The 25,556-nt window shown below is 57.0% G+C and carries 17 protein-coding genes, 1 tRNA gene, 3 rRNA genes and 1 pseudogene (1 of these 22 cut by a window edge); 8 read left to right on the top strand and 14 right to left on the bottom strand.

The window, feature by feature from the left end:
• From JIO00_RS16650 to rrf, 3 genes are all read left to right on the top strand, one after another.
• Positions 1-221: ribosomal RNA gene (locus JIO00_RS16650) — 16S ribosomal RNA — on the top strand; it begins 1,318 nt to the left of the window's first position.
• 315 nt (positions 222-536) lie between these two features.
• Positions 537-3,428, top strand: a 23S ribosomal RNA gene (locus tag JIO00_RS16645).
• 158 nt (positions 3,429-3,586) lie between these two features.
• A 5S ribosomal RNA gene (rrf, locus tag JIO00_RS16640) occupies positions 3,587-3,702 on the top strand.
• Together the 16S, 23S and 5S rRNA genes form the textbook arrangement of a ribosomal RNA operon.
• A gap of 180 nt (positions 3,703-3,882) precedes the next feature.
• On the opposite strand, the gene acs is transcribed toward rrf, so the two are convergent.
• From acs to JIO00_RS16600, 9 genes and pseudogenes are all read right to left on the bottom strand, one after another.
• The gene (gene acs, locus JIO00_RS16635) at positions 3,883-5,838 is read right to left on the bottom strand and encodes an acetate--CoA ligase (RefSeq protein ID WP_200666341.1); all 1,956 of its coding nucleotides are present in this window, start codon (positions 5,836-5,838) and stop codon (positions 3,883-3,885) included.
• A 75-nt stretch (positions 5,839-5,913) separates the two neighbouring features.
• On the bottom strand, positions 5,914-6,744 hold the full coding sequence (locus JIO00_RS30185) for a methyl-accepting chemotaxis protein (RefSeq protein WP_370655172.1): 831 nt from the start codon (positions 6,742-6,744) through the stop codon (positions 5,914-5,916).
• 27 nt (positions 6,745-6,771) lie between these two features.
• Positions 6,772-7,797: pseudogene (locus JIO00_RS30180) on the bottom strand (HAMP domain-containing protein); the annotation flags it as partial.
• A gap of 184 nt (positions 7,798-7,981) precedes the next feature.
• Positions 7,982-9,502: an acetaldehyde dehydrogenase ExaC gene (exaC, locus tag JIO00_RS16625; RefSeq protein ID WP_200666337.1), complete on the bottom strand. Its 1,521-nt coding sequence runs from the start codon at positions 9,500-9,502 to the stop codon at positions 7,982-7,984.
• Between the two features lie 75 nt (positions 9,503-9,577).
• Positions 9,578-10,405: a phosphonoacetaldehyde hydrolase gene (gene phnX / locus JIO00_RS16620; RefSeq protein WP_010461068.1), complete on the bottom strand. Its 828-nt coding sequence runs from the start codon at positions 10,403-10,405 to the stop codon at positions 9,578-9,580.
• A gap of 39 nt (positions 10,406-10,444) precedes the next feature.
• Positions 10,445-11,788, bottom strand: coding sequence for an MFS transporter (locus JIO00_RS16615; RefSeq protein WP_010461067.1), 1,344 nt, complete (start codon positions 11,786-11,788; stop codon positions 10,445-10,447).
• 265 nt (positions 11,789-12,053) lie between these two features.
• Complete coding sequence (locus JIO00_RS16610) at positions 12,054-13,220, bottom strand: 2-aminoethylphosphonate--pyruvate transaminase (RefSeq protein ID WP_200668646.1); 1,167 nt, start codon at positions 13,218-13,220, stop codon at positions 12,054-12,056.
• Positions 13,221-13,523: 303 nt separating this feature from the next.
• Positions 13,524-14,915: an FAD-dependent oxidoreductase gene (locus tag JIO00_RS16605; RefSeq protein WP_083376545.1), complete on the bottom strand. Its 1,392-nt coding sequence runs from the start codon at positions 14,913-14,915 to the stop codon at positions 13,524-13,526.
• A gap of 48 nt (positions 14,916-14,963) precedes the next feature.
• Positions 14,964-15,314 carry a RidA family protein gene (locus JIO00_RS16600; RefSeq protein WP_010461060.1) on the bottom strand — a complete coding sequence of 117 codons (351 nt, stop codon included), beginning with the start codon at positions 15,312-15,314 and terminating at the stop codon, positions 14,964-14,966.
• 143 nt (positions 15,315-15,457) lie between these two features.
• On the opposite strand from JIO00_RS16600, the gene JIO00_RS16595 reads away from it, so the two are divergent.
• From JIO00_RS16595 to JIO00_RS16585, 3 genes are all read left to right on the top strand, one after another.
• Positions 15,458-16,333, top strand: a complete 876-nt coding sequence (locus JIO00_RS16595; RefSeq protein ID WP_154914074.1) for a LysR substrate-binding domain-containing protein — start codon at positions 15,458-15,460, stop codon at positions 16,331-16,333.
• Between the two features lie 162 nt (positions 16,334-16,495).
• The gene (locus JIO00_RS16590; RefSeq protein ID WP_234452892.1) at positions 16,496-17,047 is read left to right on the top strand and encodes a 3-hydroxyacyl-CoA dehydrogenase family protein; all 552 of its coding nucleotides are present in this window, start codon (positions 16,496-16,498) and stop codon (positions 17,045-17,047) included.
• Between the two features lie 274 nt (positions 17,048-17,321).
• Entirely contained in the window at positions 17,322-19,448 is a 2,127-nt protein-coding gene (locus JIO00_RS16585) for a TonB-dependent siderophore receptor (RefSeq protein ID WP_154914076.1), read from the top strand.
• Between the two features lie 274 nt (positions 19,449-19,722).
• Here JIO00_RS16585 and JIO00_RS16580 read toward each other — a convergent pair.
• Positions 19,723-19,810, bottom strand: a tRNA-Ser gene (locus tag JIO00_RS16580).
• A gap of 123 nt (positions 19,811-19,933) precedes the next feature.
• Here JIO00_RS16580 and JIO00_RS16575 point away from each other — a divergent pair.
• Positions 19,934-20,605: a Bax inhibitor-1/YccA family protein gene (locus JIO00_RS16575; RefSeq protein WP_010461027.1), complete on the top strand. Its 672-nt coding sequence runs from the start codon at positions 19,934-19,936 to the stop codon at positions 20,603-20,605.
• A 59-nt stretch (positions 20,606-20,664) separates the two neighbouring features.
• Here JIO00_RS16575 and JIO00_RS16570 read toward each other — a convergent pair whose 3' ends face one another.
• Both JIO00_RS16570 and JIO00_RS16565 read right to left on the bottom strand, forming a co-directional pair.
• Positions 20,665-20,994: a YceK/YidQ family lipoprotein gene (locus JIO00_RS16570; protein WP_010461025.1), complete on the bottom strand. Its 330-nt coding sequence runs from the start codon at positions 20,992-20,994 to the stop codon at positions 20,665-20,667.
• Between the two features lie 57 nt (positions 20,995-21,051).
• On the bottom strand, positions 21,052-21,489 hold the full coding sequence (locus JIO00_RS16565) for an Lrp/AsnC family transcriptional regulator (RefSeq protein WP_010461024.1): 438 nt from the start codon (positions 21,487-21,489) through the stop codon (positions 21,052-21,054).
• Positions 21,490-21,624: 135 nt separating this feature from the next.
• Here JIO00_RS16565 and JIO00_RS16560 point away from each other — a divergent pair, with 135 nt between their 5' ends.
• A complete protein-coding gene (locus tag JIO00_RS16560; RefSeq protein ID WP_200666335.1) occupies positions 21,625-22,518 on the top strand; it encodes a DMT family transporter in 894 nt (297 codons plus the stop codon).
• 8 nt (positions 22,519-22,526) lie between these two features.
• On the opposite strand, the gene JIO00_RS16555 is transcribed toward JIO00_RS16560, so the two are convergent.
• Complete coding sequence (locus JIO00_RS16555) at positions 22,527-23,546, bottom strand: FUSC family protein (protein ID WP_200666333.1); 1,020 nt, start codon at positions 23,544-23,546, stop codon at positions 22,527-22,529.
• 68 nt (positions 23,547-23,614) lie between these two features.
• Complete coding sequence (locus JIO00_RS16550; protein ID WP_010461018.1) at positions 23,615-25,240, bottom strand: NADP-dependent glyceraldehyde-3-phosphate dehydrogenase; 1,626 nt, start codon at positions 25,238-25,240, stop codon at positions 23,615-23,617.
• Positions 25,241-25,556: the final 316 nt, after the last annotated feature.

The following is a 25,556-nucleotide window of genomic DNA, read 5'->3' as shown; positions in this document are numbered from 1 at the left end:
CGACTGCGTGAAGTCGGAATCGCTAGTAATCGCGAATCAGAATGTCGCGGTGAATACGTTCCCGGGCCTTGTACACACCGCCCGTCACACCATGGGAGTGGGTTGCACCAGAAGTAGCTAGTCTAACCTTCGGGGGGACGGTTACCACGGTGTGATTCATGACTGGGGTGAAGTCGTAACAAGGTAGCCGTAGGGGAACCTGCGGCTGGATCACCTCCTTAATCGACGACATCAGCTGCTCCATAAGTTCCCACACGAATTGCTTGATTCATTGAAGAAGACGATAAGCCAGCCTGCACGGTGGCGGCTGTCGTTAGAGTTTAGAAATGAATATTCCGGTGTGAATATTGATTTCTAGTCTTTGATTAGATCGTTCTTTAAAAATTTGGGTATGTGATAGAAAGATAGGCTGAACGTTACTTTCACTGGTAACGGATCAGGCTAAGGTAAAATTTGTGAGTTGCTCTTAATTGAGTATTATCGAATTTTCGGCGAATGTCGTCTTCACAGTATAACCAGATTGCTTGGGGTTATATGGTCAAGTGAAGAAGCGCATACGGTGGATGCCTTGGCAGTCAGAGGCGATGAAAGACGTGGTAGCCTGCGAAAAGCTTCGGGGAGTCGGCAAACAGACTTTGATCCGGAGATGTCTGAATGGGGGAACCCAGCCATCATAAGATGGTTATCTTAAGCTGAATACATAGGCTTAAGAGGCGAACCAGGGGAACTGAAACATCTAAGTACCCTGAGGAAAAGAAATCAACCGAGATTCCCTTAGTAGTGGCGAGCGAACGGGGACTAGCCCTTAAGTGGCTTTGAGATTAGCGGAACGCTCTGGAAAGTGCGGCCATAGTGGGTGATAGCCCTGTACGCGAAAATCTCTTAGTCATGAAATCGAGTAGGACGGAGCACGAGAAACTTTGTCTGAATATGGGGGGACCATCCTCCAAGGCTAAATACTACTGACTGACCGATAGTGAACTAGTACCGTGAGGGAAAGGCGAAAAGAACCCCGGAGAGGGGAGTGAAATAGATCCTGAAACCGTATGCGTACAAGCAGTGGGAGCCCACTTTGTTGGGTGACTGCGTACCTTTTGTATAATGGGTCAGCGACTTATTTTCAGTGGCGAGCTTAACCGAATAGGGGAGGCGTAGCGAAAGCGAGTCTTAATAGGGCGTCTAGTCGCTGGGAATAGACCCGAAACCGGGCGATCTATCCATGGGCAGGTTGAAGGTTGGGTAACACTAACTGGAGGACCGAACCGACTACCGTTGAAAAGTTAGCGGATGACCTGTGGATCGGAGTGAAAGGCTAATCAAGCTCGGAGATAGCTGGTTCTCCTCGAAAGCTATTTAGGTAGCGCCTCATGTATCACTGTAGGGGGTAGAGCACTGTTTCGGCTAGGGGGTCATCCCGACTTACCAAACCGATGCAAACTCCGAATACCTACAAGTGCCGAGCATGGGAGACACACGGCGGGTGCTAACGTCCGTCGTGAAAAGGGAAACAACCCAGACCGTCAGCTAAGGTCCCAAAGTTATGGTTAAGTGGGAAACGATGTGGGAAGGCTTAGACAGCTAGGAGGTTGGCTTAGAAGCAGCCACCCTTTAAAGAAAGCGTAATAGCTCACTAGTCGAGTCGGCCTGCGCGGAAGATGTAACGGGGCTCAAACCATACACCGAAGCTACGGGTATCACTTAGGTGATGCGGTAGAGGAGCGTTCTGTAAGCCTGTGAAGGTGAGTTGAGAAGCTTGCTGGAGGTATCAGAAGTGCGAATGCTGACATGAGTAACGACAATGGGTGTGAAAAACACCCACGCCGAAAGACCAAGGTTTCCTGCGCAACGTTAATCGACGCAGGGTTAGTCGGTCCCTAAGGCGAGGCTGAAAAGCGTAGTCGATGGAAAACAGGTTAATATTCCTGTACTTCTGGTTATTGCGATGGAGGGACGGAGAAGGCTAGGCCAGCTTGGCGTTGGTTGTCCAAGTTTAAGGTGGTAGGCTGGAATCTTAGGTAAATCCGGGATTCTAAGGCCGAGAGCTGATGACGAGTGTTCTTTTAGAACACGAAGTGGTTGATGCCATGCTTCCAAGAAAAGCTTCTAAGCTTCAGGTAACCAGGAACCGTACCCCAAACCGACACAGGTGGTTGGGTAGAGAATACCAAGGCGCTTGAGAGAACTCGGGTGAAGGAACTAGGCAAAATGGCACCGTAACTTCGGGAGAAGGTGCGCCGGTGAGGGTGAAGCATTTACTGCGTAAGCCCATGCCGGTCGAAGATACCAGGCCGCTGCGACTGTTTATTAAAAACACAGCACTCTGCAAACACGAAAGTGGACGTATAGGGTGTGACGCCTGCCCGGTGCCGGAAGGTTAATTGATGGGGTTAGCTAACGCGAAGCTCTTGATCGAAGCCCCGGTAAACGGCGGCCGTAACTATAACGGTCCTAAGGTAGCGAAATTCCTTGTCGGGTAAGTTCCGACCTGCACGAATGGCGTAACGATGGCGGCGCTGTCTCCACCCGAGACTCAGTGAAATTGAAATCGCTGTGAAGATGCAGTGTATCCGCGGCTAGACGGAAAGACCCCGTGAACCTTTACTATAGCTTTGCACTGGACTTTGAATTTGCTTGTGTAGGATAGGTGGGAGGCTTTGAAGCGTGGACGCCAGTTCGCGTGGAGCCAACCTTGAAATACCACCCTGGCAACTTTGAGGTTCTAACTCAGGTCCGTTATCCGGATCGAGGACAGTGTATGGTGGGTAGTTTGACTGGGGCGGTCTCCTCCTAAAGAGTAACGGAGGAGTACGAAGGTGCGCTCAGACCGGTCGGAAATCGGTCGTAGAGTATAAAGGCAAAAGCGCGCTTGACTGCGAGACAGACACGTCGAGCAGGTACGAAAGTAGGTCTTAGTGATCCGGTGGTTCTGTATGGAAGGGCCATCGCTCAACGGATAAAAGGTACTCCGGGGATAACAGGCTGATACCGCCCAAGAGTTCATATCGACGGCGGTGTTTGGCACCTCGATGTCGGCTCATCACATCCTGGGGCTGAAGCCGGTCCCAAGGGTATGGCTGTTCGCCATTTAAAGTGGTACGCGAGCTGGGTTTAGAACGTCGTGAGACAGTTCGGTCCCTATCTGCCGTGGACGTTTGAGATTTGAGAGGGGCTGCTCCTAGTACGAGAGGACCGGAGTGGACGAACCTCTGGTGTTCCGGTTGTCACGCCAGTGGCATTGCCGGGTAGCTATGTTCGGAATAGATAACCGCTGAAAGCATCTAAGCGGGAAACTAGCCTCAAGATGAGATCTCACTGGGACCTTGAGTCCCCTGAAGGGCCGTCGAAGACTACGACGTTGATAGGTTGGGTGTGTAAGCGCTGTGAGGCGTTGAGCTAACCAATACTAATTGCCCGTGAGGCTTGACCATATAACACCCAAGCAATTTGCTGACCTGAAAAGGCACCAGATTGCGGTGTGTGAAGACGAAATGAACCGAAAGTTCGATTGTTCACAAACACCGAGATCTATCACATACCCATTCGCTGGAGCGTGCGCCGTAAGGCAAGCGACCTGGCTACCGAATTTCTTGACGACCATAGAGCATTGGAACCACCTGATCCCATCCCGAACTCAGCAGTGAAACGATGCATCGCCGATGGTAGTGTGGGGTTTCCCCATGTGAGAGTAGGTCATCGTCAAGATTAAATTCCGAAACCCCTATCTGCGTATGCAGGTAGGGTTTTTGTTTTGTCCGCAGGAAAACGTGCTTTTTGAAACTCCGTATATGGACTACCAAGAAACATTCGATGTCCCCAGCGAGCCTCATTCATCCTGAACAACGGAATGAACGAATATCTGCTGCCAGGGACTATGGATAGCTGTTAGGCCACGTTTATTGATATGTGCTCATCAATCAAATGCTGCACCACACCCGGATCCGCCAGGGTGGAGATATCACCCAACCCATCGTATTCGGCGGTCGCAATCTTGCGCAGGATCCGGCGCATGATCTTGCCCGAACGGGTTTTCGGCAGCCCCGGTGCCCACTGGATCACGTCCGGCGAAGCAATCGGACCGATCTCTTTACGCACCCAGTTTTTCAGTTCCAGACGCAGTTGCTCGCTCGGCTCTTCACCCGCGATCAACGTGACGTAGACATAAATACCCTGCCCCTTGATGTCGTGCGGCACACCGACCACGGCCGCTTCGGCAACTTTCGGGTGCGCAACCATCGCGCTTTCGATCTCGGCAGTACCCATGCGGTGGCCGGACACGTTGAGTACGTCGTCCACACGCCCGGTGATCCAGTAGTAACCGTCTTCATCGCGACGTGCGCCGTCACCGGTGAAGTACATGCCACGGAAGGTCTTGAAGTAGGTTTCGACGAAGCGGTCATGGTCGCCGTACAGCGTGCGCGCCTGGCCTGGCCACGAATCGAGAATCACCAGGTTGCCCTCGGCCACGCCTTCGATGATGTTGCCCAGGTTGTCGACCAACGCTGGCACCACACCGAAGAACGGACGTGCCGCCGAACCCGGCTTGAGGGCGTGAGCGCCCGGCAGCGGGCTCATCATGTTGCCGCCGGTTTCGGTCTGCCACCAGGTGTCGACGATCGGGCAACGGGACTTGCCCACATTCTTGTAGTACCAGTCCCAGGCTTCCGGGTTGATCGGCTCACCCACCGAACCGAGTAGGCGCAAACTGCTGCCATCAGCACCTTCAACAGCGGCTTGACCCGACGCCATCATCGCGCGGATTGCGGTCGGCGCGGTGTAGAGGATGTTGACCTTGTGCTTGTCGACGATCTTCGCCACCCGGGTGATGTCCGGATAGTTCGGCACGCCTTCGAACAGCAGCGTGGTTGCGCCGTTGGCCAATGGGCCATAGACGATATAGCTGTGGCCAGTGACCCAGCCGACGTCGGCGGTGCACCAGTAGATTTCGCCCGGGCGGTAGTCGAACACGCGCTCGTGGGTCATGGCGGCGTATAGCAGGTAACCGCCGGTGGTGTGCTGCACGCCCTTCGGCTTGCCAGTCGAACCGGAGGTGTAAAGGATGAACAGCGCTTCTTCAGCGCCCATCTCTTTCGGCGCGCAGACACTGCCCGCCACTTTCATCAGGTCTTCGTACCAGATGTCGCGATGCTGGTTCCACTTGATGTTGCCACCGGTGCGCTTGCACACGATGACCTTCTGGATGCTGCTGGTTTCCGGGTTGGTCAGCGCGTCATCGACGTTGGACTTGAGCGGGATCTTCTTGCCGGCACGAATGCCTTCGTCAGCGGTGATGACCACTTTGGATTTGCAGTCGATGATGCGACCGGCCAGGGCTTCCGGCGAGAAACCACCGAACACCACCGAGTGAATCGCGCCGATCCGGGTGCAGGCCAGCATGGCGACCACGGCTTCGGGGATCATCGGCATATAGATAGTCACCACGTCGCCGCGGTGCACATCCTGGCCGCGCAAGGCGTTGGCGAACTTGCAGACTTGTTCGTGCAGCTCGCGGTAGGTGATGTTGCGGCTTTCGGCCGGGTCATCCCCTTCCCAAATGATCGCGACTTGATCGCCGCGCTCGGCCAGATGACGGTCGAGGCAGTTGTAGGAAACGTTGAGGGTGCCGTCGGCGAACCATTTGATGTCGACATGGTGATCGTCGAAGGAGGTCTGCTTCACCGTGGTGAAAGGCTTGATCCAGTCGAGGCGCTTGGCTTGCTCGCGCCAGAAGCCGTCCGGGTTGACGACCGACTGCTGGTACATGGCTTTGTAGGTTGCCTCGTCAGTCAGCGTATTGGCCAGAACCTCGGGACGAACGGGATACAGAGAAGCCGCACTCATCTTTCTTACCTCGGTGGAATAGTTGTTTGTGATTTGTCACTGTTTGCAGCCTGAGCACTCAGGCAATTGCGAAACTCAAATCCTGAAACGACTGAGCAGTTTGTCCTGCTGGCCGACGTGGTCCACCATCACTGAACATTGACGAACCTGTTTGTCCGCACTGCCGGATACCTCAAGACTGATATCGCGGATATTGGTCGTGTTGCGATTGATTTCTTCGGTCGTGGCGCTTTGTTCTTCAGCCGCCGCGGCGATCTGCAGGTTCATGTCATTGATACGATAAATGGCCTCACGTATGCGCTTCAGGGTGTCATTGGCTGCGTTGGCATCCCCGGCAGTCTTGCTGGCCGTATCGCGGCTTTGCTGCATTTGCACTTGGGCGTGTTTCACGCCTGTCTGCAACTGGTCGATCATCTCGCGTATTTCCTGCGTGGATTGCTGGGTTCGCGAGGCCAGTGAGCGCACCTCATCAGCCACCACAGCAAATCCGCGTCCCGATTCGCCGGCACGTGCCGCCTCGATGGCCGCATTGAGTGCAAGAAGGTTGGTCTGGTCGGCGATGCTGGTGATAACCGCCACAATGGACTCAATGCTTTGACTGAGCGTGGACAACTCATTGATCGCATGACCTGTGGCGTCCATCTCTTCAGCCAAACGCTTGATGGCCCCCGTAGATCTGGAAACCAGAGCAACCCCGTCCGCTGTTTCCTCGTTAGCAGCGATTGCCGCTTCGGCAGCGGTTTGGGCGTTACGGGCGACATCTTCGGCTGTCGATGCCATCTCGGTCATGGCGGTGGCCAATTGATCCAGTTCTTGTAATTGAACTTGTACACGGTTGGCTGCCTGGTCCGCTTCGCATGACGTCGCTGTGGTGCTCTCACGAACGCGTTGCGAGCTGTTTTTCACATCGCCAATGAGCGCTTTCAGGTTCTGCAGGAACTGGTTGAACTCCCCGGCGACCAACGCAATTTCATCATTGCCGACCACGGGTAGTTGGCGGGTCAGGTCGCCTTCTCCGCGATTGATGTCTGCCAACGAATCCTTGAGTTGATCCAGGGGTCGCAGTAGCCGCCTTACCAGCAGGCCCAGCACCAACAGGCTAATCAGCACGCCCAGGCCGGTACCGATGACGGCACGCCAGCTCAGGATGTGGGCTGCGGCCATAACGATGTCCTGATCCAGCACCACACCGATATACCAATCCATGCCCTTGAGACCGGAGAGCGGAATGAAGGACACCAGGAGAGACTTTCCACCGCTGCTGACCTGCTGAAGCTGACTGTCGAGAGGCAGAACGCTGCCTGCGAAAAGCTGGTTGTAGGGCTTGCCGTTCAGCTCGGCGTCCGGATGGGAAATAATGTTGCCACTTTTACTCAGCAGGAACGCATAACCGGCCCCACCGAAATCCAGTGTATTGATGGCATCGGCAACCGTAGTCAGGCGGATGTCACCACCAAATACTCCGAGCAATTGACCGGCGTCGCTGATCCGCGCGACTGCCGAGATCAGAATTTCACCCGTGGTGGAGTCCTTGTAAGGCTCGGTTAAAACGGCCTGGCTACCGGCTTTTCCGGTTGCGTACCAAGGGCGGGTGCGACCGTCATAATCAGGTTTTGGATTCCAGGAGGCAGTGTTCTTGATGGGTTTTCCATCAGACTCAAGGGCGCCGAATACCAGCTTGAATTCATCTTTCAAAATGGGCGAATCGATGATTCGTTGGGTCGCTTGCGCACTGTACTGGCGGTCGATCGCTTGGGACGCCAAATCCATCAGACGCAGTTTGCCGTTCAGCCAGTTTTCGATCTGACGTGCCACAGCATTGCTCGATTCGGAGATGCTCGCCTCGACCTGATGACGCAAAATCGTACGTATCTGCTCTACCTGAACTAGCGACAGAAGACTGGTTGTCACGAACAGCACACAAGCAGCCACAAGGCTCACCTTGTAACGGATTTTCATCGAGGACTCCAAAGGATCGATCAAGGGGAGCAGGGCATCCAGTCCTTGAATGTCAGATTATCGAGGGCGCCTTCGCGAGCAAGCCGGCTCCCACAGCGGGCACGCATTTCAAATGTGGGAGCGAGCCTGCTCGCGAAAGCTATTGGAAAGGGCGACACAGGATTACCTGTATCGCCGCCGATTTTTAGAAGAAGCCCAACGGATTGATGTCGTAGCTCACCAGCAGGTTTTTGGTCTGCTGATAGTGATCGAGCATCATCTTGTGGGTTTCACGGCCGACGCCGGACTTCTTGTAACCACCGAACGCGGCATGCGCCGGGTACAGGTGGTAGCAGTTGGTCCACACACGACCGGCCTTGATGGCGCGGCCCATGCGGTAGGCGCGGTTGATGTCGCGGGTCCAGAGGCCGGCACCCAGGCCGAACTCGGTGTCGTTGGCGATGGCCAGGGCTTCGGCTTCGTCCTTGAAGGTGGTGATGCTCACCACCGGGCCAAAGATTTCTTCCTGGAACACGCGCATTTTGTTGGTGCCCTTGAGCAGGGTGGGCTGGATGTAATACCCGGTCGCCAGGTTGCCCTCGAGTTTTTCCACCTTGCCGCCGGTCAGCAGCTCGGCGCCTTCGCCCTTGGCGATTTCCAGGTACGACAGGATTTTGTCGAATTGCTGCTCGGACGCCTGGGCGCCAACCATGGTGTCGGTGTCCAGCGGGTCGCCACGTTTGATCGACAGAACTTTCTTCATCACGACTTTCATGAAGTCGTCGTAGATCGACTCCTGCACCAGCGCGCGGGAAGGGCAGGTGCAGACTTCGCCCTGGTTGAAGAACGCCAGCACCAGGCCTTCAGCGGCTTTTTCGATGAAGGAAGGTTCGGCCTTCATGATGTCTTCGAAGAAGATGTTCGGCGACTTGCCACCCAGCTCCACGGTGGACGGAATGATGTTTTCGGCGGCGCATTTCATGATGTGCGAGCCGACCGGGGTCGAGCCGGTGAAGGCGATCTTGGCGATGCGTTTGCTGGTGGCCAGGGCTTCGCCGGCTTCTTTGCCGAAGCCTTGAACGACGTTCAGCACGCCGGGCGGCAGCAGGTCGCCGATCAGCTCCATCAGCACGGTGATGCCCAGCGGGGTTTGCTCGGCAGGCTTGAGCACCACGCAGTTACCGGCGGCCAGGGCCGGGGCGAGTTTCCAGGCGGCCATCAGGATCGGGAAGTTCCATGGGATGATTTGCCCGACCACGCCCAGCGGTTCGTGGATGTGATAGGCCACGGTGTTGCCATCGATCTCGGCGGCGCTGCCTTCCTGGGCGCGGATGCAACCGGCGAAGTAGCGGAAATGGTCGGCGGCCAGCGGGATGTCGGCGTTGAGGGTTTCACGCACGGCTTTGCCGTTGTCCCAGGATTCGGTGATTGCCAGGATTTCCAGGTTCTGTTCAATGCGGTCGGCGATTTTCAGCAGCACCAGCGAGCGCGCCTGGGCGGACGTGGCGCCCCAGGCATCGGCAGCGGCGTGGGCGGCGTCCAGGGCTTTGTCGATGTCTTCGGCCGTGGAGCGCGGGAATTCGGCAATCGGTTGGCCATTCACGGGCGAGGTATTGGTGAAGTACTGGCCTTTGACAGGCGCGACGAACTCGCCGCCGATGTAGTTACCGTAACGGGACTTGAAGGAAACAATGGCACCGGGAGTACCAGGGTGGGCGTAGTTCATGATGGCGTTCTCTTGTAGTTTTTGGTTGTGGCCATCCTTGGGACGGCCACTATCAGTTGCACAAGCGCTACAGGCTCAAGAGCCCTGAGGGGTTTCGCCACGTGCCAGACGGGCATTGATGTCTTCGATGACCGCCGGCAAATCAACGATGGTGTCGATCAGGTAGTGCGGGCGGGAACCTTCGAACATCTTGACGATGCGCGCGCGTTCCTCGGCCAATTCCTCCAGGGATAAATCCTTGAACTCTTCATAGGTCAGGCCCAATGCATTGCCGGAGCAGGTCAGCGCCACGGTCCACATGCCCGCACTACGACCTTCCAGAATGCCGGGCCAGGTGTCATCGACCTTTACGCACGCGGCGACGTCGCTAATCCCCAGCGCAATCACGTTGGCCAAGGCTTGAGCAGGGTGCGGACGTCCATTGGGCACTTCGTCAGTCGCCACCACGTGGTCGGTGACATAACCGTTCTTACGCGCCAGCTCTACGACTTTCTCCATGACCACAGCCGGGTAGCCTGAGCAGGAACCGATTTTCAGGCCCTTGTCGCGCAAGCCGTTGATGGTGTCGAGCGCACCAGGAATCAGCGCCGAGTGCAGCGCGATCTTTTCGATCTGCAGCGGCATGAAGCGTTCGTAGAGGGCGGTGACATCATCATCGGTTGGCAACCGACCGAAGGCGGCATGGTAGCGGTCGGCAATCTGTGGCTCGTTGCACAGCGTGCGGATGTGGTCCCACTTGCCCATGCCCATCGGTCCGCGAGCTTCTTGCAGGGAAACCGCAACGCCGAACTCGGCAAAGGCTTCGACGAAAATCTGGGTCGGTGCGAAAGAACCGAAATCAACGACGGTGCCCGCCCAGTCCAGAACCACAGCTTGCAGTTGGGAAGGTTGTTTGTAGTCCATGATGATTGCTCCAGTAATGGGTGAGTGAGTGATTCGGGTTCAGGAGTTGGTGCCGACAATGACCGGTTGCACCGGAGTTGAGGCCAGCTCCTTGCTTTCCACCGTTTTCGGGCGACTGTTCCAAAATGGAATCAACATCAAGCTGGCCAGCAGCGCCGCGACGGTGAACACCAGGAATATGGTGGTGGTGTCGAAATATCCGGGTAACAGGCCGCCGAGGACCGCCCCTATCGAACCGCAACCGTTGACGAAACCTGCGGCGGAGGCCGCACCGTCCTTACTGCCGAAATCAATGGCAGCCGAGCCGCTCATCATCGAATCCGGCCCGTAGAGTGTCAGGCCCATCATGAATAGCAGGCCAACCACCATGTAAAGACTTCCGCTCTGCATGGCGGGGACGAACAGCGCAAGGCAAATGGTGAGAAGAACCAGGCTAAGGACACAGGCCGGCATACGACGAGCACCGAAGTACTTGTCTGATGCGATACCGATGAGGATCGGACCTGCCAGACCCGCTAGTTCAAAAGCCGTTGGAACGATTGCGGATGCCACTTTGCCAATCTCGGGCATCCGTTCGTAGATAATGACTGGCCCCCACAGGAGGATCGCGTAGCGCGCTGGCTTGAGCATGAAATACGCGAGGCCAAGCACCAGCACAGTTCGATTTTTCATCACCGTGCGCAAGCCAGCCCACATACTTTCGCGCGGAACTGCGACCTTGCTGACGGGTTCTATTTCGATCTCGACGGGAGGCAGGCCGACATCTTCTGGCTGGTTGCGCTGCAGGAAAAAGAACAATACCGCTACAACCAGTACCACCACCGCGCTGCTGATGAACGCTATGCGCCAGTCATGGTACTGGTTATAAGCCCACCAACCGGCAAACGGTGTTGCTACCAGACCCCCGAAGGCGTAGCAGGTGCTCCAGTAACCCAGTACGCGGCCGCGTTCGCCAGTGCTGAAAAAACTACCGACGTTCTTGCATAGGCCAGACCAACCGGTGGACTGAGCAAGGCCCTGGATTAACATGCAGGAGGCGAAAATCGGTAAGGTGGCGTAAGTGCCCATAAGTAGCGCAGCTAACGCGGAAATGACGAGCCCGCTAAGTACCACGACCCTCGGGCCGAAGCGGTCAGAGAAGTTGCCCCAAAGAAACTGTCCGACTGCATACGCGGTAAGGTAGAGGGCATCCAGATTGGCCATCATGGACTTTTCGAGGATGAAGTTCGGGTCTTCGCCAATACCCAGTTTGGCGACAGAAAACGCCTTGCGGGTAAAGTAGAAGGCGGCATAGGCCACCCAGGTGATGAGGAAAATTTGCACGCGCCAACGCTGGAGCGATTTCCAGCCGGTTGCGAGAGGACTTGTAGCATTCTTGTTCATGGTGTTCTGATCCCGTATGTGGTGCCAGACAGCGCAAAGTAATTGTTTTTGTTTTCGGTACAGAAAATCTGTCCACGCACACGACATCGATTAGATGGCAGTGAATGGCATCAGGCTTTAAGTTTTAAATTGCCACGGTCACTGACTGCTGCTCGGCATTGCCTAGCGATAAGTCACCGGATCCATGTTTTAAAAAAAGATCCCTGTCCAAAGGTGCTACCCATTGCACCTGTGCTCGAATTGACAAGAACCTTTAAAGGGGCGGTCAGCCTGTCGGCTGTTGCATGTCGACGTTCATCGCTACAAGACTGTCGGCGATGGCGCGCAGCAACTGGTGGACGATGTATTCGTCGATCTGGCCGATACAGCCAATACGGAAACTTTCGGCTACCGTCAGTTTGCCGGGGTAGATGATGAACTGACGGGCTTTGAGTTCATCGTAGAACCGTTTGAACTCAAAATTTGGATGTTCTGGACTGAAGAACGTGGTGATGATTGGCGACAGCCAACGGTCCTCAAGCAATGTTCTAAAGCCAAGTTCGCGCATGCCGGTGACGAGTACATCGCGATTGCGGGTGTAGCGCGCCAACCGGCCATGCACGCCGCCTTCGGCAGTGTGTTGCTCCAAGGCTTTATGGAACGCTACCACACTGTGGGTCGGTGGCGTGAAACGCCATTGGCCAGTGCGCTCCATGTAAACCCACTGCTCGTAAAGGTCGAGGCTGAGTGAATTGGCGCGGCCTTTGGCGGCCTCGATCACGGAGCGACGGATGATAACGAAACCGAACCCCGGAATACCCTCGATGCATTTGTTGGCAGAAGACACCACCACGTCGAAAGGTATTTCATCGACCGTCAATGGCACAGCTCCGAAGGAGCTCATCGCATCGATGATCAGGCTCTTGCCATGCGCTTTAACCACATCGGCAATTTGGCGCAGCGGATTGAGAATGCCGGAGCTGGTTTCGCAATGGACGAGGAAGACGTTGGTGACGTCCGGGTTATCCCTGAGCAGGGCGTCCACTTCCTCGGGCTGGGGCGGCAAGTAATCCCCTTTGTCCAGGGTGATAAACGCGCGACCCAGATACTCCAAGGTCTTGGTGGCGCGTTGGCCATAGGCGCCATTCATTAATACAAGCGCTTTACCGTCTCGAGGGATGGCAGTGGCTAAAGCAGCCTCCACCGAATAGCTGCCGCTGCCTTGCAAAGGCACGCAGACGAAGCTGTCGTCCTTTATGCCTGCCATGCTGAGCAAGTTCTGGCGAACTTCAGCAGTGACTTGATTGAAGGAAACATCCCATGAACCCCAGTCGCGCAGCATCGCTTCCTTGGTGGCTTTGGACGTGGTCAACGGGCCTGGCGTCAGCAGGTAAGGTTCACCCAAGGCTGGAGTAGCCAGCGCTTGTGTGATCGGGAATTCAGCTTTGGTCATGATCTTCTCCGGCGGTGTTGTTTTTGTAAGGAGTGATGCATGGGCCAATAAAAACACTCGCCTAGAAATAACTGAAATCGATTTATCACATGTCAATAACAAGCTGAGCTTATAAGTGAGCATGTTGGATCTCGCGCTCTATTATCGCGATTCCATGGTTATCGGGTTCAGATCGCCGCGCCCTGGGCGATCAAGGCCACTGGGCGACGCGACGCATCTGTGTTGTAAACAAAAAAACCGCCCGGCCAATGGCCAGGCGGTTTTTAGTGGCAAGCGTAATGTTTTCGCTGCGTGATGGAGGCGTTAGCCCTTGTCTGACTTGCCAGCCGCCGCGGCGAATTTCGCCAGACGCACATCCAGTCGACGGGGGCGCAGGTTGTGGTCCTCGGCATGCTCCTTGCGGCGAATGGCGTTGCGCACCATCAGCGAGCCCAGGTAACGGATCGGCTCCGGTGGGAAATGGCCGAGTGGACCTTGCACCAGCGGCGAGCGTGTCCATGGGTTGTCCATCCCCAACACCAGCGATGAGAGGATTTTCCCTCCCATATGACACGGGCCGACGCCGCTGCCGGAATAGCCGAAGCCATAAAAGATGTTGCCGCTAGCGCCCATGCGACCGAAGAACGGTAGCCCGGTGACGGAGCGATCGGACGGGCCATTCCAGGTGGCGGCGATGCCGACATTGGCAAAGTCCGGGAAGAACTCCGCAAGGGTGTTGCGCAACAATCCTTTGTAGGGCGAAGGCTGGTCGAATACGGGCAGGATGCGCCCGCCGTAAGCGAAGGTATTGCCACCTTTGCCGAGCATGATCCGGCCGTCCGGAGTGTTGTGGTAGTAATGCACGAAGATACGTGAGTCGAGCACGGTGACCCCGCTGGTCAGGCCTATGCGCTCGAGCAGGTCAGGTCGTGGCTCAGTAATAATCATGTCGCTGGAGACGATGGCTACCGACCGCGAGAACTGTGGAAAAGCACGGGCCATCCAGGCGTTCATCGCCAACACGACACGATCGCAGGTCACTTTCCCGTTCGGCGTGTTGACGATGGTGGGCAGCCCCTCTTCCAAACCGGTCATCGGCGAGCCTTCGTAGATGCGCACACCCAACTCCATTGCGACTCGACGCAGACCACGCACCAGCTTGCCCGGTTGCACACTGGCTGCCGCAGGCGAGAACCAGCCTTCCACGTGTCGGGTTGAACCCGCCATACGCTGTACGTCAGCTAGCGCGCATTTGGAGAAAGAGTTGATGCCATTGCGCTCCAGCGCGGCGATCACCCCGTCGGTCGAACCGACCTGAGCGCGGTTAGTCGCCGTGTAAAGCGTGCCATCGAGACGGTAATCGGCATCAACCGCGTACTTCTCGCAAAAGCTGCCGATGGCGTAAATGCTCTGCTCCGATTCCTTGACCAGGCGTATTGCCTCCTCGACGCCGAACAAGCGTTCCAGGGTGAAGTACTTGGCCGACCAGGACAGTGCGCAGCCGCCGTTGCGCCCACTGGCACCGGCACCGCAGATGTCGGCTTCGACGATGACCACGTCCAGCTCGGGATTCTGTTCTTTGAGCATGATCGCGGTCCACAAACCGGTGTAACCACCACCGACAATGCAGACATCGGCGCGGGTGTTCTGCCGCAGCGGCGGGCAGGGCGAGTCGGGTTGAGTTTTCAGGGCCTGATCGAGCCAGTAGGGGCGCATGAGGTCATCTCCGTTGGAGCGGTTTGAGGGCAGGGTTTCAGGAAGCAATCAGCCGCACGCGGCGACCACGATCATTTCCACGCGCCAACCGGGGTCGATCAAATCCGCCAGGGTGCAAGCTCGTGTGGGGGCATGGCCTTCGGGAAAGAACGCGTCCCAGACTTTGTTGAGCCCTGCATAGTCCTCGCGATGGGCGAGCAGGATACGCACCGAAAGCACCTGCTTGCGGCTGCTGCCGGCACTGAGCAATAGCTGCTCGATACCGGCGAGCACCTCGTGGGTCTGTTCCTCGATATCGCCCCTGAGGTCGGTGGCAACCTGGCCTCCGATGTAGAGGTGGTTGTCGTACCGGACCATGTCCGAGCGGCGCTTTAGGGCTGTGAAACGTTCGATGTCCATTAAGCATTCCCAGGTTGATAGGAGGGCGCAGTGTTCGAACACTGGTCGGGGCTTGTGAAAACCATGCTTGCAGTTCATCGTTTATAAATAAAATCGATTTAACGTATGCATGAATAAGCTGAACCTATGCTGAGGCTTCCCCGATGACGATTTCCCATACTCAACTCAAGGCGTTCCACGCTGTCGCTATCAACGGAAGTTTTACCCGCGCGGCAGAGCAGCTCTGCCTGTCTCAACCGGCGGTGTCCGACCAGGTTCGCAAGCTTGAGGATTACTACGGGGTGATGGTGTTCTACCGCGACAAGCGTCTGGTACGCCTGACTGAAGTGGGCGAGCGGTTGTTCGGCCTGACCCGGCGCTTGTTTGATATCAGTGTCGATGCCCACGACATGCTGATGGACTACCGCACCCTGTCCACGGGAACCTTGAACCTCGCCGTGGATGCGCCGGTGCATGTGCTGCCCTATGTCGCACGCTTTTGCAGTCGTTATCCCGGTATCGATGTGAAGATTGAAACCGCCAATACCGATGAAGTGTTGCAGCGGTTGTTCGGCCATCAGGCCGACATTGCTCTGCTGGGGCGCAATATCGAAGACGACCGACTGCTGTCGCTGCCCCTGCGTAGCGATCCGATGCTCGCGTTCGTCGCGCTTGACCATCCCTGGGCGCAACGCGAATCCATCAGCCTTGGCGATCTGCACGACACGCCGCTGGTCCTGCGCGAAAAAGGCTCAGTGACGCGCCTGTGCCTGGAGGAAGAGATGGCAACCGCGGGCTTGCGCATCCGCAAGGCGATCGAAGTGGAAGGCCGTGAAGCCGCGTGCGAAGCCGTGGCGATAGGTATGGGCGTAGGTGTTGTCTCGGCGACCGAGCTTGGCTTCGACTCGCGGCTTCGCGGGTTGCCAATCGTCGATAGTCAGCGACGCTTCACCGAGACACTGGTTTGCCTGCGCGCACAGAGTTCCCGGCGCATCCTGACGACCTTTTTTGAGATGGTTCGAGAGAGATTGGCTGAATGAAGTATGGGGTTCGATGTGGATGCTATCCGGCAGCGTCACCCTTTAAAAGATCAACGCTTTCGCGTTACGTACCCGATCGATACGTAAAACGTTTCTGTTCTTGCGACCGCACTGGTTGCCAGCGATGAGGGGTTTAAATATCAGCCGCATGTCGACCGGGTGATGCGTGCGTTTGGCTTCCCCATTGGCCCCTTTGAACTGCGTGATATGGCCGGTGTGGATGTCGCCTGGCGCAACCGCCAGGGGCGTCTGTTGCAGCTGAGCGAGCGTGAGCAACGTTGCGATTGGGTCGATAAATTGTATGCGGCAGGGCGGCATGGGCAAAAAACCGGGCTTGGGTTTTATTGCTATACGCCGGGCAGCCGCCAGGCTGTGCCGGATTCATGGCTGGCGCAATTGTTGGAGCAGCATCGCCAGCAATGGAATATTGCGCCCCGTAGCATCTCTGATCAGGAAATCGAAGAACGCTGCCTGTTTGCGATGATCAACGAGGCTGCCTGGTTGCTCGACAACGATATTGTGGAGCACCCTGCTGATATCGATCTGGTATGGGTTCATGGCTACGGCTTCCCGCGTTACAAGGGCGGGTTGACCTACTACGCCGACCAGACAGGGCTCGGTTATGTGGCGAAGGCGCTTAAGCGCTACAACCCCGAGTCGGGCAGGGCGCTCTCGGCGTTCATGACTCACCGCAAGACCTTCCACGCTCATTGACGAGAAAGCCCCGGCCGCTGACCGAGCCCGCCGGGGCCATGTTGAGTCAGACGTCCTTGACCGCGTCGAGGGCCGCATCAGTGTCGGCGCACCTCACGGCAAACCCAAGCCACAAACGGCAATTGTCCGAATGACGTGATGAGTTGTTCGGTAACTATTTTTTGTGTGTGAATGGGAACTAGTGTTAATTGCGAATGGTTTTATATAGCATGCTCGCTTGGTTTTTGGCGGTTGCACCCTCTGTATTGGCCTATTCGTTAAGGTTTTCCTCTCCATGCGTCGAACCCTGTTTTCCATTTGTGTACTGCAAGCGTTGTCGTCTTCCTCATGGGCTGAACAAACGGATGTAGCTCCCTCAACGCTTGAGCTGGACGCAACCGATGTTATCGGTACTGCGAATTACGAGAGGGCGGACGGCCCGGTTCAGGGTTATCGGGCAACGCGCTCGGCCAGCGCCACGCGTACCGACACGTCGATCCATGAAACCCCGCAATCGATCAGTGTGGTCTCGAAGGATGCAGTCGAGGATCTGGGCGCCACCCGTTTGCAGGAAGCGCTGGACTACGCCGGGGGCGTGGGGCGGGCGAACAATTTCGGTGGGCAGGGCCTGACCACGTTTACCGTTCGAGGCTTCACCACTGGCGAGTTTTATCGCAACGGTTTTCCGATCAACCGTGGCTATCCGAACATGCCGGATGCCAACACCATCGAGCGACTCGAAGTGCTGCGCGGCCCGGCCACCATGCTCTACGGCCGGGGTGATCCTGGCGGCACCTTCAACGTGGTTTCCAAACAGCCGTTGCCCGAGCGCACCGTCACCCTGGGCAGTCAACTCAACGATCAGGGCATGAAACGCGGCACGCTGGACGCTTCCGGCCCGCTCGACGAAGAAGGGCGCCTGGCCTATCGACTGAACGTAGTGGGCGAGGGCGGCGACACCTTCCGCGATCACGTCGAAACCGAACGCTACGGTATCACTCCTGTGCTGACGTGGCAGGCAACCGATGCGACCAAGCTCATTTTCGAAGGCGACTTCATGCGCAACAACGCGCCTCTGGATCGAGGCGTTACGCGTTACGCCAAACAGATTGGCACCGCCTCCCGCGACAGCTTTTTCGGCGAAAAAGACGTTGGCAAATTGCACAACGACAACAACATGGCTCAATTGCGTTTCGAGCACATGCTCAATGACGACTGGACGCTGGGGGGCGGTTTCCAGTGGCTCGACGGATCGCTCAAGGGCAACGCGGTCGAGGCCAACGGTATTGCCGCTGACGGCCGCACCCTGGGGCGCAACTTCAACTATCGCAAGCTGGAGTGGACCGATAAGGATACCCAACTCAATCTGACCGGCCATTTCGATACCGCTGGTTTGCAGCACACGTTGCTCACCGGTATCGAGTACGAAGATTACGACTACAAGTCGATTATTCAACGCTCCAGCGGTGCGGTCGGCGCGTACCCGATCGACATCTTCGACCCGGTGTACGGCCAGCCGCGTCCGGCGCTGACTCGCACGCCGACTCATGACAAGGAAAACCTCAAGACGTATGCAGCGTTCGTGCAGGATCAGGTGGCATTGACCGACAAATTGAAGGTGCTGGCCGGGGCGCGTTTCGAACGTTTCGAACATGACTACGAAACCTTCGTGCCGGGCGGCAAGAGTTGGCAGGCCAGTGACAACGCGGTGACCCCGCGCATCGGCGTGACCTACGACCTGACCGAGACATTGGCGGTCTATGCCGACACTGCGCGCTCCTTTAAGCCCAACACCGGCGCGAGCCGCGAGGGCGGCGGGTTTGCGCCGGAGAAGGGCAAGTCTTACGAAATGGGTATCAAGTGGGAGGCGCTGGATCAGCAGTTGAGTGTTGACGCGGCGATCTATCAGATCGAAAAACGTAACGTGTTGACCACCGACCCTGTTGATTCGACCTTCAGCGTTGCGGCCGGCGAGGTGCGCAGCCGTGGTTTCGACCTCAACGTTGCCGGCAACCTCACGCCCGAATGGCGCGTGATTGGCGGCTACGCCTATGTCGATGCCGAAGTGACCAAAGACAACGTGCTGCGCTCTGGCACGCGCCTGCTGAACATCCCGAAAAACAGCTTCAGCCTGTTGAATATGTATGAGTTCCAGGATGGCACCCTCAAGGGGTTGGGCTTGGGTACCGGGCTCAAGTACGTCGACGAGCGCGCCGGACAAACCGCCAACACCGCGTTTTCGATGGGCAGCTACACCGTTGTCGATTTGCTCAGCTTCTACAAGATCAATGACAAGGTGCGGCTCAATCTTGACGTGAAAAACCTGTTTGATCGTGACTATGAAGAAGGCGCATTCGGTAACGTCTATGCCTATCCGGGGGCGCCGCGAACAGTGCAAGTTGGCATTTCCTACACCTTGTAGCGTGCAGTGCTGGTGCACGCCGAGTCTTCCGCAGTAACGCGGGAGGTGAGGCGATGTGCGCCAGCGGTAGAGTTCGTTCCCCCCGCATTGACGACAATTGCAGGTTAAGGCGTTTTAGGCCGTGCGCAAATTTGGAGTTGGATTCAATGGTGCTTGGGCAAGGTTGCGGAAACTGACGAAAAGATGCGGATATGGTCCAGAGAGGAAGGAGCAAAATTCCCAAACCCCAGAAACGAAAAAGCCCTGAATAATCAGGGCTTTGTCGTATCAAATATGGCGGAGGCGATGGGATTCGAACTCATGGACCTGTTACAGTCGACGGTTTTCAAGACCGTTGCCTTAAACCACTCGGCCACACCTCCGTTTGCGTTGCGGGCGCCATAATACCTGAATGAAACACACTGTCAAACTCTCTGCATGGCTTGTTACAGAGCGTCTGTTATGATCTTTGCGACTGAACGTTTCAAACCAACAGGAGTGTCGCCATGCGCGAACAGGATTACGCAGTTAATAACAGCGTGCAGGTTGAGCAGCTAGAGGTTAGCCGCGTCCTGCGCAACACATACGGCTTGCTCGCTCTCACCCTCGCATTCAGCGGCGTGATGGCGTTCGTTGCTCAGCAGATGCGTGTCGGCTACCCGAATATTTTTGTGGTGCTGATCGGCTTTTACGGGCTTTTCTTCCTCACCAACAAACTCCGTGACTCGGCCTGGGGCCTGGTGTCGGCATTTGCCCTGACCGGTTTCATGGGTTTTCTGCTTGGCCCGATCCTCAACCGCTACCTGGGCATGCAGGGCGGCGCTGAAGTTGTCAGTTCGGCATTCGCGATGACGGCGTTGGTGTTCGGTGGTCTGTCGGCTTACGTGCTGATCACCCGCAAGGACATGAGTTTCCTCGGTGGTTTCATCACCGCAGGCTTCTTTGTACTGCTGGGTGCGACGCTGGCGAGCTTCTTCTTCCAGATCAGCGGTCTGCAACTGGCGATCAGCGCAGGTTTCGTGCTGTTCTCCTCGGTCTGCATTCTGTTCCAGACCAGCGCCATCATTCACGGCGGCGAGCGTAACTACATCATGGCGACCATCAGCCTGTATGTATCGATCTACAACCTGTTCGTCAGCTTGTTGCAGCTGTTCGGCATCATGAGCCGCGATGATTAATCGCAGGCTCTAAGTAAAAAACCCGCTCAGGCGGGTTTTTTATCGCCCGGAATTCGGGCTCATTCCGTGATGATAATGCTGCCATCGGCCTGCTGGCGGTAGATGGTATAGGGCAGGAGCAACGTATCGAGGGCGCCGGAAATGACTGCGTCGATGAGGACAATGGCCGGAGCACTGTCATGCACCTGTGCATCCCGTCCTTTTTGCAGGGGAGCATAGAGCATGCAGAAATCGTAAGTCACGCCGCTGTAGATACGGGGAACGGCACCGCAGTAACTTTTGTACTCCTTGAGACTCTTCGAAGCCACTTCATCCCCGCGCACAACTGTTTGAACCGTGCCGCAGCCGGCGAGCAACAACGTCGCGAGTAAAACCACCTGAATTTTCATACCGCCAATCCTTAGCCGGAAAGCGGTCAATTTACGCGTTTCCAATCAAAACCGCACTCACGCCATCGGTGGCAAGCGGCGTTTGACCGGGGTCTTCTTGACGATGGCGGTGTTGGTCTCCGCGTGCGTGTTGAGGCGATCGAGCAGGGTGTCCAGTTGCTCCATCGAGCGCACATGCAGGCGCGCGATGAAGCAGTCATCGCCGGTGACTTTGTCGCACTCGGTGAATTCCGGGATGGCCTGAATCTGCCGTTCGACTTCCTGCAACTGGCCCGGCAACGGGCGGATCCGCACGATGGCCTGGAGTTGATAACCAAAGCACTTGGGGTCGATTTCGACGGTGTAACCTTTAAGCACACCACGCTCTTCGAGTCGCCGCAAACGCTCGGCAACGCTGGGCGAGGACAGGCCGCTGATCTGCGCCAGCGCCTTGAGCGAGCGGCGTGAGTCGTCCATTAATGCGGTGATGAGCACTTGGTCGATGTCGTCGGTCATGGCAAGTCCCCTGTTAGGCCGTTGACTGAATACGCCTTGATAAAAAAGGCAAAAACCGAGTTTAGCCTGCTTTTTGCGCTGGAGATGCCCTTGGACGGATTGGCATAATTTGGCCTCAATCACAGGAGTCTGATGATGGACAAAAACATACGTCGCGGTTCATTCGAAATGACCGCCGCCATGCTGATTTCCGGGACCATCGGTTGGTTCGTGCTGGTGTCCGGGCAGCCCGTGCTGGACGTGGTGTTCTGGCGGTGCGTGTTCGGCGCCGGCACGCTGTTGTTGATCTGCGCGGCATTCGGCTTCCTGCGTCCGGGCATTCTGACCCGCACAACCTTCCTGCTGGCAGTGCTCAGCGGGGTCGCGATTGTCGGCAACTGGGTGTTGTTGTTCGCCTCTTATTCCCGTGCCTCAATTGCCATTGGCACGGCGGTTTATAACGTTCAACCGTTCATGCTGGTCGGGTTGGCGGCGTTGTTTCTGGGCGAAAAGATCACCCTGCAAAAACTGTTCTGGCTGGGCATTTCGTTTCTCGGGATGCTGGCCATTGTCAGCGCTCATGGCGAGCAGGGCGCAGGTGGCGACGATTACCTGATGGGCATCGGTCTGGCCTTGGGGGCGGCGTTTCTGTATGCGATCGCGGCCCTGATTATCAAACACCTGACCGGCACGCCACCGCATTTGATTGCCCTGATCCAGGTCAGCACCGGGGTGCTGCTGCTCGCGCCATTTGCGCACTTTTCAGCGTTGCCGCAAGCACCCAGCGCCTGGGCCAGCCTGGTGACGCTGGGCATCGTCCACACCGGCGTGATGTATGTGCTGCTGTACGGCGCGATTCAAAAACTGCCGACGGCATTGACCGGGGCGTTGTCTTTCATTTACCCGATTGCGGCGATTTTCGTTGACTGGTTTGCCTTCGGTCATCGCCTCGAACCGCTGCAGTGGGTTGGTGTTGCCGCGATTCTGCTGGCTGCCGCAGGCATGCAGCAGGGCTGGGGCTTGAAGTTTCGTCGGGCGGTCACACAATAAGACGGGCGTCAGATGTTCCAGCGCGGCGCGGTCTTCGCCAGTCGTTGGCGCATCTCGCCGATGTTCGAAGCGAACTGGCGTATCAATAATTGATGGCCGTCCAGCGGGTTGTAGACCGGTGTTTCAAGACTTGAATCAACCGGCAAATCGATGGGGCGACTGAGTCGCTGCGATGCGCCGGTTTTCAGCGCCCGGGCCATGCCGATCAGCTGCACGCGAATCTGCCGGTGTTCGGCTTTGAAACTCGATTGCAGATGCGCCATGGCGTCGCGATCCTTGGAGTCCGGCCGGGTGTTACCAAGAATTTCCAAGGTGCTGACGCACATTCGCAAATGACGCTGAATCGCATCGAGTTCGGTCATGGAAATCTTCACTTCCTTGGACACCGACGGCATCAGCGAACGCAATTGCACCATCACCGCGTTCAGGCGATTCATCAGCTTCAGGTGCTCGTCATCGGAGACGGACTGACCATCGATGATGCGCCCGTAAACCGTCGCACAATCGCGCAGCGAATTGGCCAGGTTATAGCGCCAGGAAAAAACCGCATACGACGGCAGGGCGAAAGAAAAGGCCAGGGCCAGGGCCACGCCAATCAGAATGTCCACTGCGCGCCACAGTCCGTCGGAGATTAGGTTGTCGCCGTGCCCGGCGACAATAAACACCGTGATCCCCGCCAGCAGCGCGGTGTAACCGCCCTTGCCGATGGCGTGATACGAGAAAAACCCGCACACCGCCGACATCACAAAGTAGGTCAGCCAAGGCATCCCGAGCCAGGCCTGTTGCGCCACCAGCAGCAGGCCGATAGCGGCGCCGATCAACGTACCGATGGCACGCTCGGCGGCTTTTTTGCCGATGTTGCCGTGGTGCTGCAAACCGCCGATCACCACCAGCATCGTTACCGACGCCCACTCACCGTGAGGCAGGTTGATGCCAGTGGTCAGCATGATCGATGCCAACAAGCCGAGCGACACGCGGACCGCGTGGATCAGCTTGGCGTATCGATAGCGCCGATACGGGTCCAGCAACGGACGCAGTAACCGGCGCAGCAGCGGTGGCAGTCGATGGGCTCTGAAGGTGTTCAGGCTCGGTGTCCTCAGAAAATGTAATCGGTGGTCAGGAAGCTCGAACTGCGTCCGCTGATGATCTCGCTGATGAGTTCCTTGTTGGTTTCCTGGAACTTGGTCGCGACCAGCGTCCTGATCGAAAATACCCGCAGCGCATCATGCACCGACAATGTGCCTTCGGCGGAGTTCTTGCGGCCGTTGAACGGGTAGGTGTCCGGGCCGCGCTGGCACTGGGCGTTGAGGTTGATCCGGCCGACCTGGTTGGCAAAGGTGTCCACCAGCCGACCGACCGCCACCGGGTTGGTGCCGAAGATACTCAACTGCTGGCCGAAGTCCGATTCCAGGACGTAGTCGATCACCGTATCGAGATGCCGGTAAGGCACGATCGGCACCACCGGGCCGAATTGTTCTTCCTGGTAGACGCGCATCTGCGGCGTCACCGGGAACAGCACCGCCGGGTAGAAGAACGACGCGCGCGCTTCACCGCCATTTGGATTGACTACGGTGGCGCCTTTGCTGACTGCATCCGCGACCAGCGAGTGCAGGTAATCGACCTTACTCGCTTCCGGCAGCGGCGTCAGCGCAACACCACTTTCCCATGGCATACCCGGTTTCAGAGTGGCCAGTTTGGCGTTGAATTTCTCGATGAACGACTCGACCACGTCTTCATGGACGAAAAGGATTTTCAGGGCGGTGCAACGCTGACCGTTGAACGACAGTGAGCCGGTCACCGCTTCGTTGACGGCGTTGTCCAGATCAACCTCCGGCAACACGATGCCCGGGTTCTTCGCGTCCAGGCCCAGTGCCGCGCGCAAGCGGTGAGGTTTGGGGTGGAGTTTTTTCAGGTCGCTGGCGGCTTTATTGGTGCCGATAAACGCAAAGATATCGATCTTGCCGCTGGCCATCAGTGCGCTGACGGTCTCGCGGCCGCTGCCGTAGATCACATTGATCACCCCGGCCGGGAAACTGTCGCGAAAGGCTTCCAGCAGCGGCCGAATCAAAAGCACACCCAGCTTGGCCGGTTTGAACACCACAGTGTTGCCCATGATCAGCGCCGGAATCAGCGTGGTGAAGGTTTCGTTCAGCGGGTAGTTGTAAGGCCCCATGCACAAGGCGACGCCCATCGGTACGCGGCGAATCTGCCCCAGGGTGTCCTGTTCCAGCTCGAAGCGGCTGGAGCGACGGTCGAGTTCCTTGAGGGCATTGATGGTGTCGACGATGTAATCGCAGGTGCGGTCGAACTCTTTTTCCGAGTCCTTGAGGTTCTTGCCGATCTCCCACATCAGCAGCTTGACCACCGCCTCACGCTGTTCGCGCATGCGACCCAGAAACGTTTCGACGTGCTGGATGCGTTCAGCCACGCGCATGGTCGGCCACAAACCCTGGCCCCGGTCATAGGCGCGGACGGCGGCGTCGAGCGCGGTCAATGCGGTTTCTGCATCGAGCAGCGGCGTGCTGCCGAGGATCACTTGTTCATCGCCATTTTCGCCGGTCAGGTACACCGGGCTGCGGACTTGGGCGAGGGGGCCGGACCAGGTTTTCAGTTCGCCGTCGACCAGGTATTCACGCTGCTCGGTCTGACCGTCGAGGCGGTATTTTTCCGGGATGTCGCTTGAGTCGGGAAACAGGTTGCCAAGGATATGTGCTGTGGTCATGTCGCTACCCCGTCTGGATTGGGTGATGAACTGATGAATCGTTTTAGCAGACCTCGGCCTCGCTTGTCATGACTCATCTCATCGTTCGGCGGTTCAGGGTTTTCGATCGTGGAATGGCCGGCACCGTCGGTCATGGCCCAGATGCCCCTCTGGTTGGCCCCCAGAGGGGGGACCTCACGAGAGGACGGCCATGCGGGCCATTCGAGTCTCTGAAAAGCCTAGCCTTTGTTTGGTGTTGATGGGCGGCGTCTTGCCGGCGCTGCTCAGCGGTGTTAACGATAAGCCCCAGCGCGTTTCGCAATCAGAGCCCAGCGCG

Source organism: Pseudomonas sp. SW-3 (genome assembly GCF_016615645.1).
GTDB classification, from domain to species: Bacteria; Pseudomonadota; Gammaproteobacteria; order Pseudomonadales; family Pseudomonadaceae; genus Aquipseudomonas; species Aquipseudomonas mandelii.
The sequence above is the reverse complement of the archived record's forward strand: the minus strand, read 5'-3'. Positions and strand labels throughout refer to the sequence as shown.

Bases quoted from the DNA above. Each gene is read 5' to 3' on its own strand.
- JIO00_RS16585 (WP_154914076.1), top strand. From the start codon at position 17,322: ATGCGTCGAACCCTGTTTTCCATTTGTGTACTGCAAGCGTTGTCGTCT.
- exaC (WP_200666337.1), bottom strand. From the start codon at position 9,502: ATGAACTACGCCCACCCTGGTACTCCCGGTGCCATTGTTTCCTTCAAG.
- JIO00_RS16605 (WP_083376545.1), bottom strand. From the start codon at position 14,915: ATGCGCCCCTACTGGCTCGATCAGGCCCTGAAAACTCAACCCGACTCG.
- JIO00_RS16615 (WP_010461067.1), bottom strand. From the start codon at position 11,788: ATGAACAAGAATGCTACAAGTCCTCTCGCAACCGGCTGGAAATCGCTC.
- JIO00_RS16610 (WP_200668646.1), bottom strand. From the start codon at position 13,220: ATGACCAAAGCTGAATTCCCGATCACACAAGCGCTGGCTACTCCAGCC.
- JIO00_RS16565 (WP_010461024.1), bottom strand. From the start codon at position 21,489: ATGACCGACGACATCGACCAAGTGCTCATCACCGCATTAATGGACGAC.
- JIO00_RS16590 (WP_234452892.1), top strand. From the start codon at position 16,496: ATGCGTGCGTTTGGCTTCCCCATTGGCCCCTTTGAACTGCGTGATATG.
- acs (WP_200666341.1), bottom strand. From the start codon at position 5,838: ATGAGTGCGGCTTCTCTGTATCCCGTTCGTCCCGAGGTTCTGGCCAAT.
- JIO00_RS16570 (WP_010461025.1), bottom strand. From the start codon at position 20,994: ATGAAAATTCAGGTGGTTTTACTCGCGACGTTGTTGCTCGCCGGCTGC.
- JIO00_RS16560 (WP_200666335.1), top strand. From the start codon at position 21,625: ATGGACAAAAACATACGTCGCGGTTCATTCGAAATGACCGCCGCCATG.
- phnX (WP_010461068.1), bottom strand. From the start codon at position 10,405: ATGGACTACAAACAACCTTCCCAACTGCAAGCTGTGGTTCTGGACTGG.
- JIO00_RS16595 (WP_154914074.1), top strand. From the start codon at position 15,458: ATGACGATTTCCCATACTCAACTCAAGGCGTTCCACGCTGTCGCTATC.
- JIO00_RS16550 (WP_010461018.1), bottom strand. From the start codon at position 25,240: ATGACCACAGCACATATCCTTGGCAACCTGTTTCCCGACTCAAGCGAC.
- JIO00_RS16600 (WP_010461060.1), bottom strand. From the start codon at position 15,314: ATGGACATCGAACGTTTCACAGCCCTAAAGCGCCGCTCGGACATGGTC.
- JIO00_RS16575 (WP_010461027.1), top strand. From the start codon at position 19,934: ATGCGCGAACAGGATTACGCAGTTAATAACAGCGTGCAGGTTGAGCAG.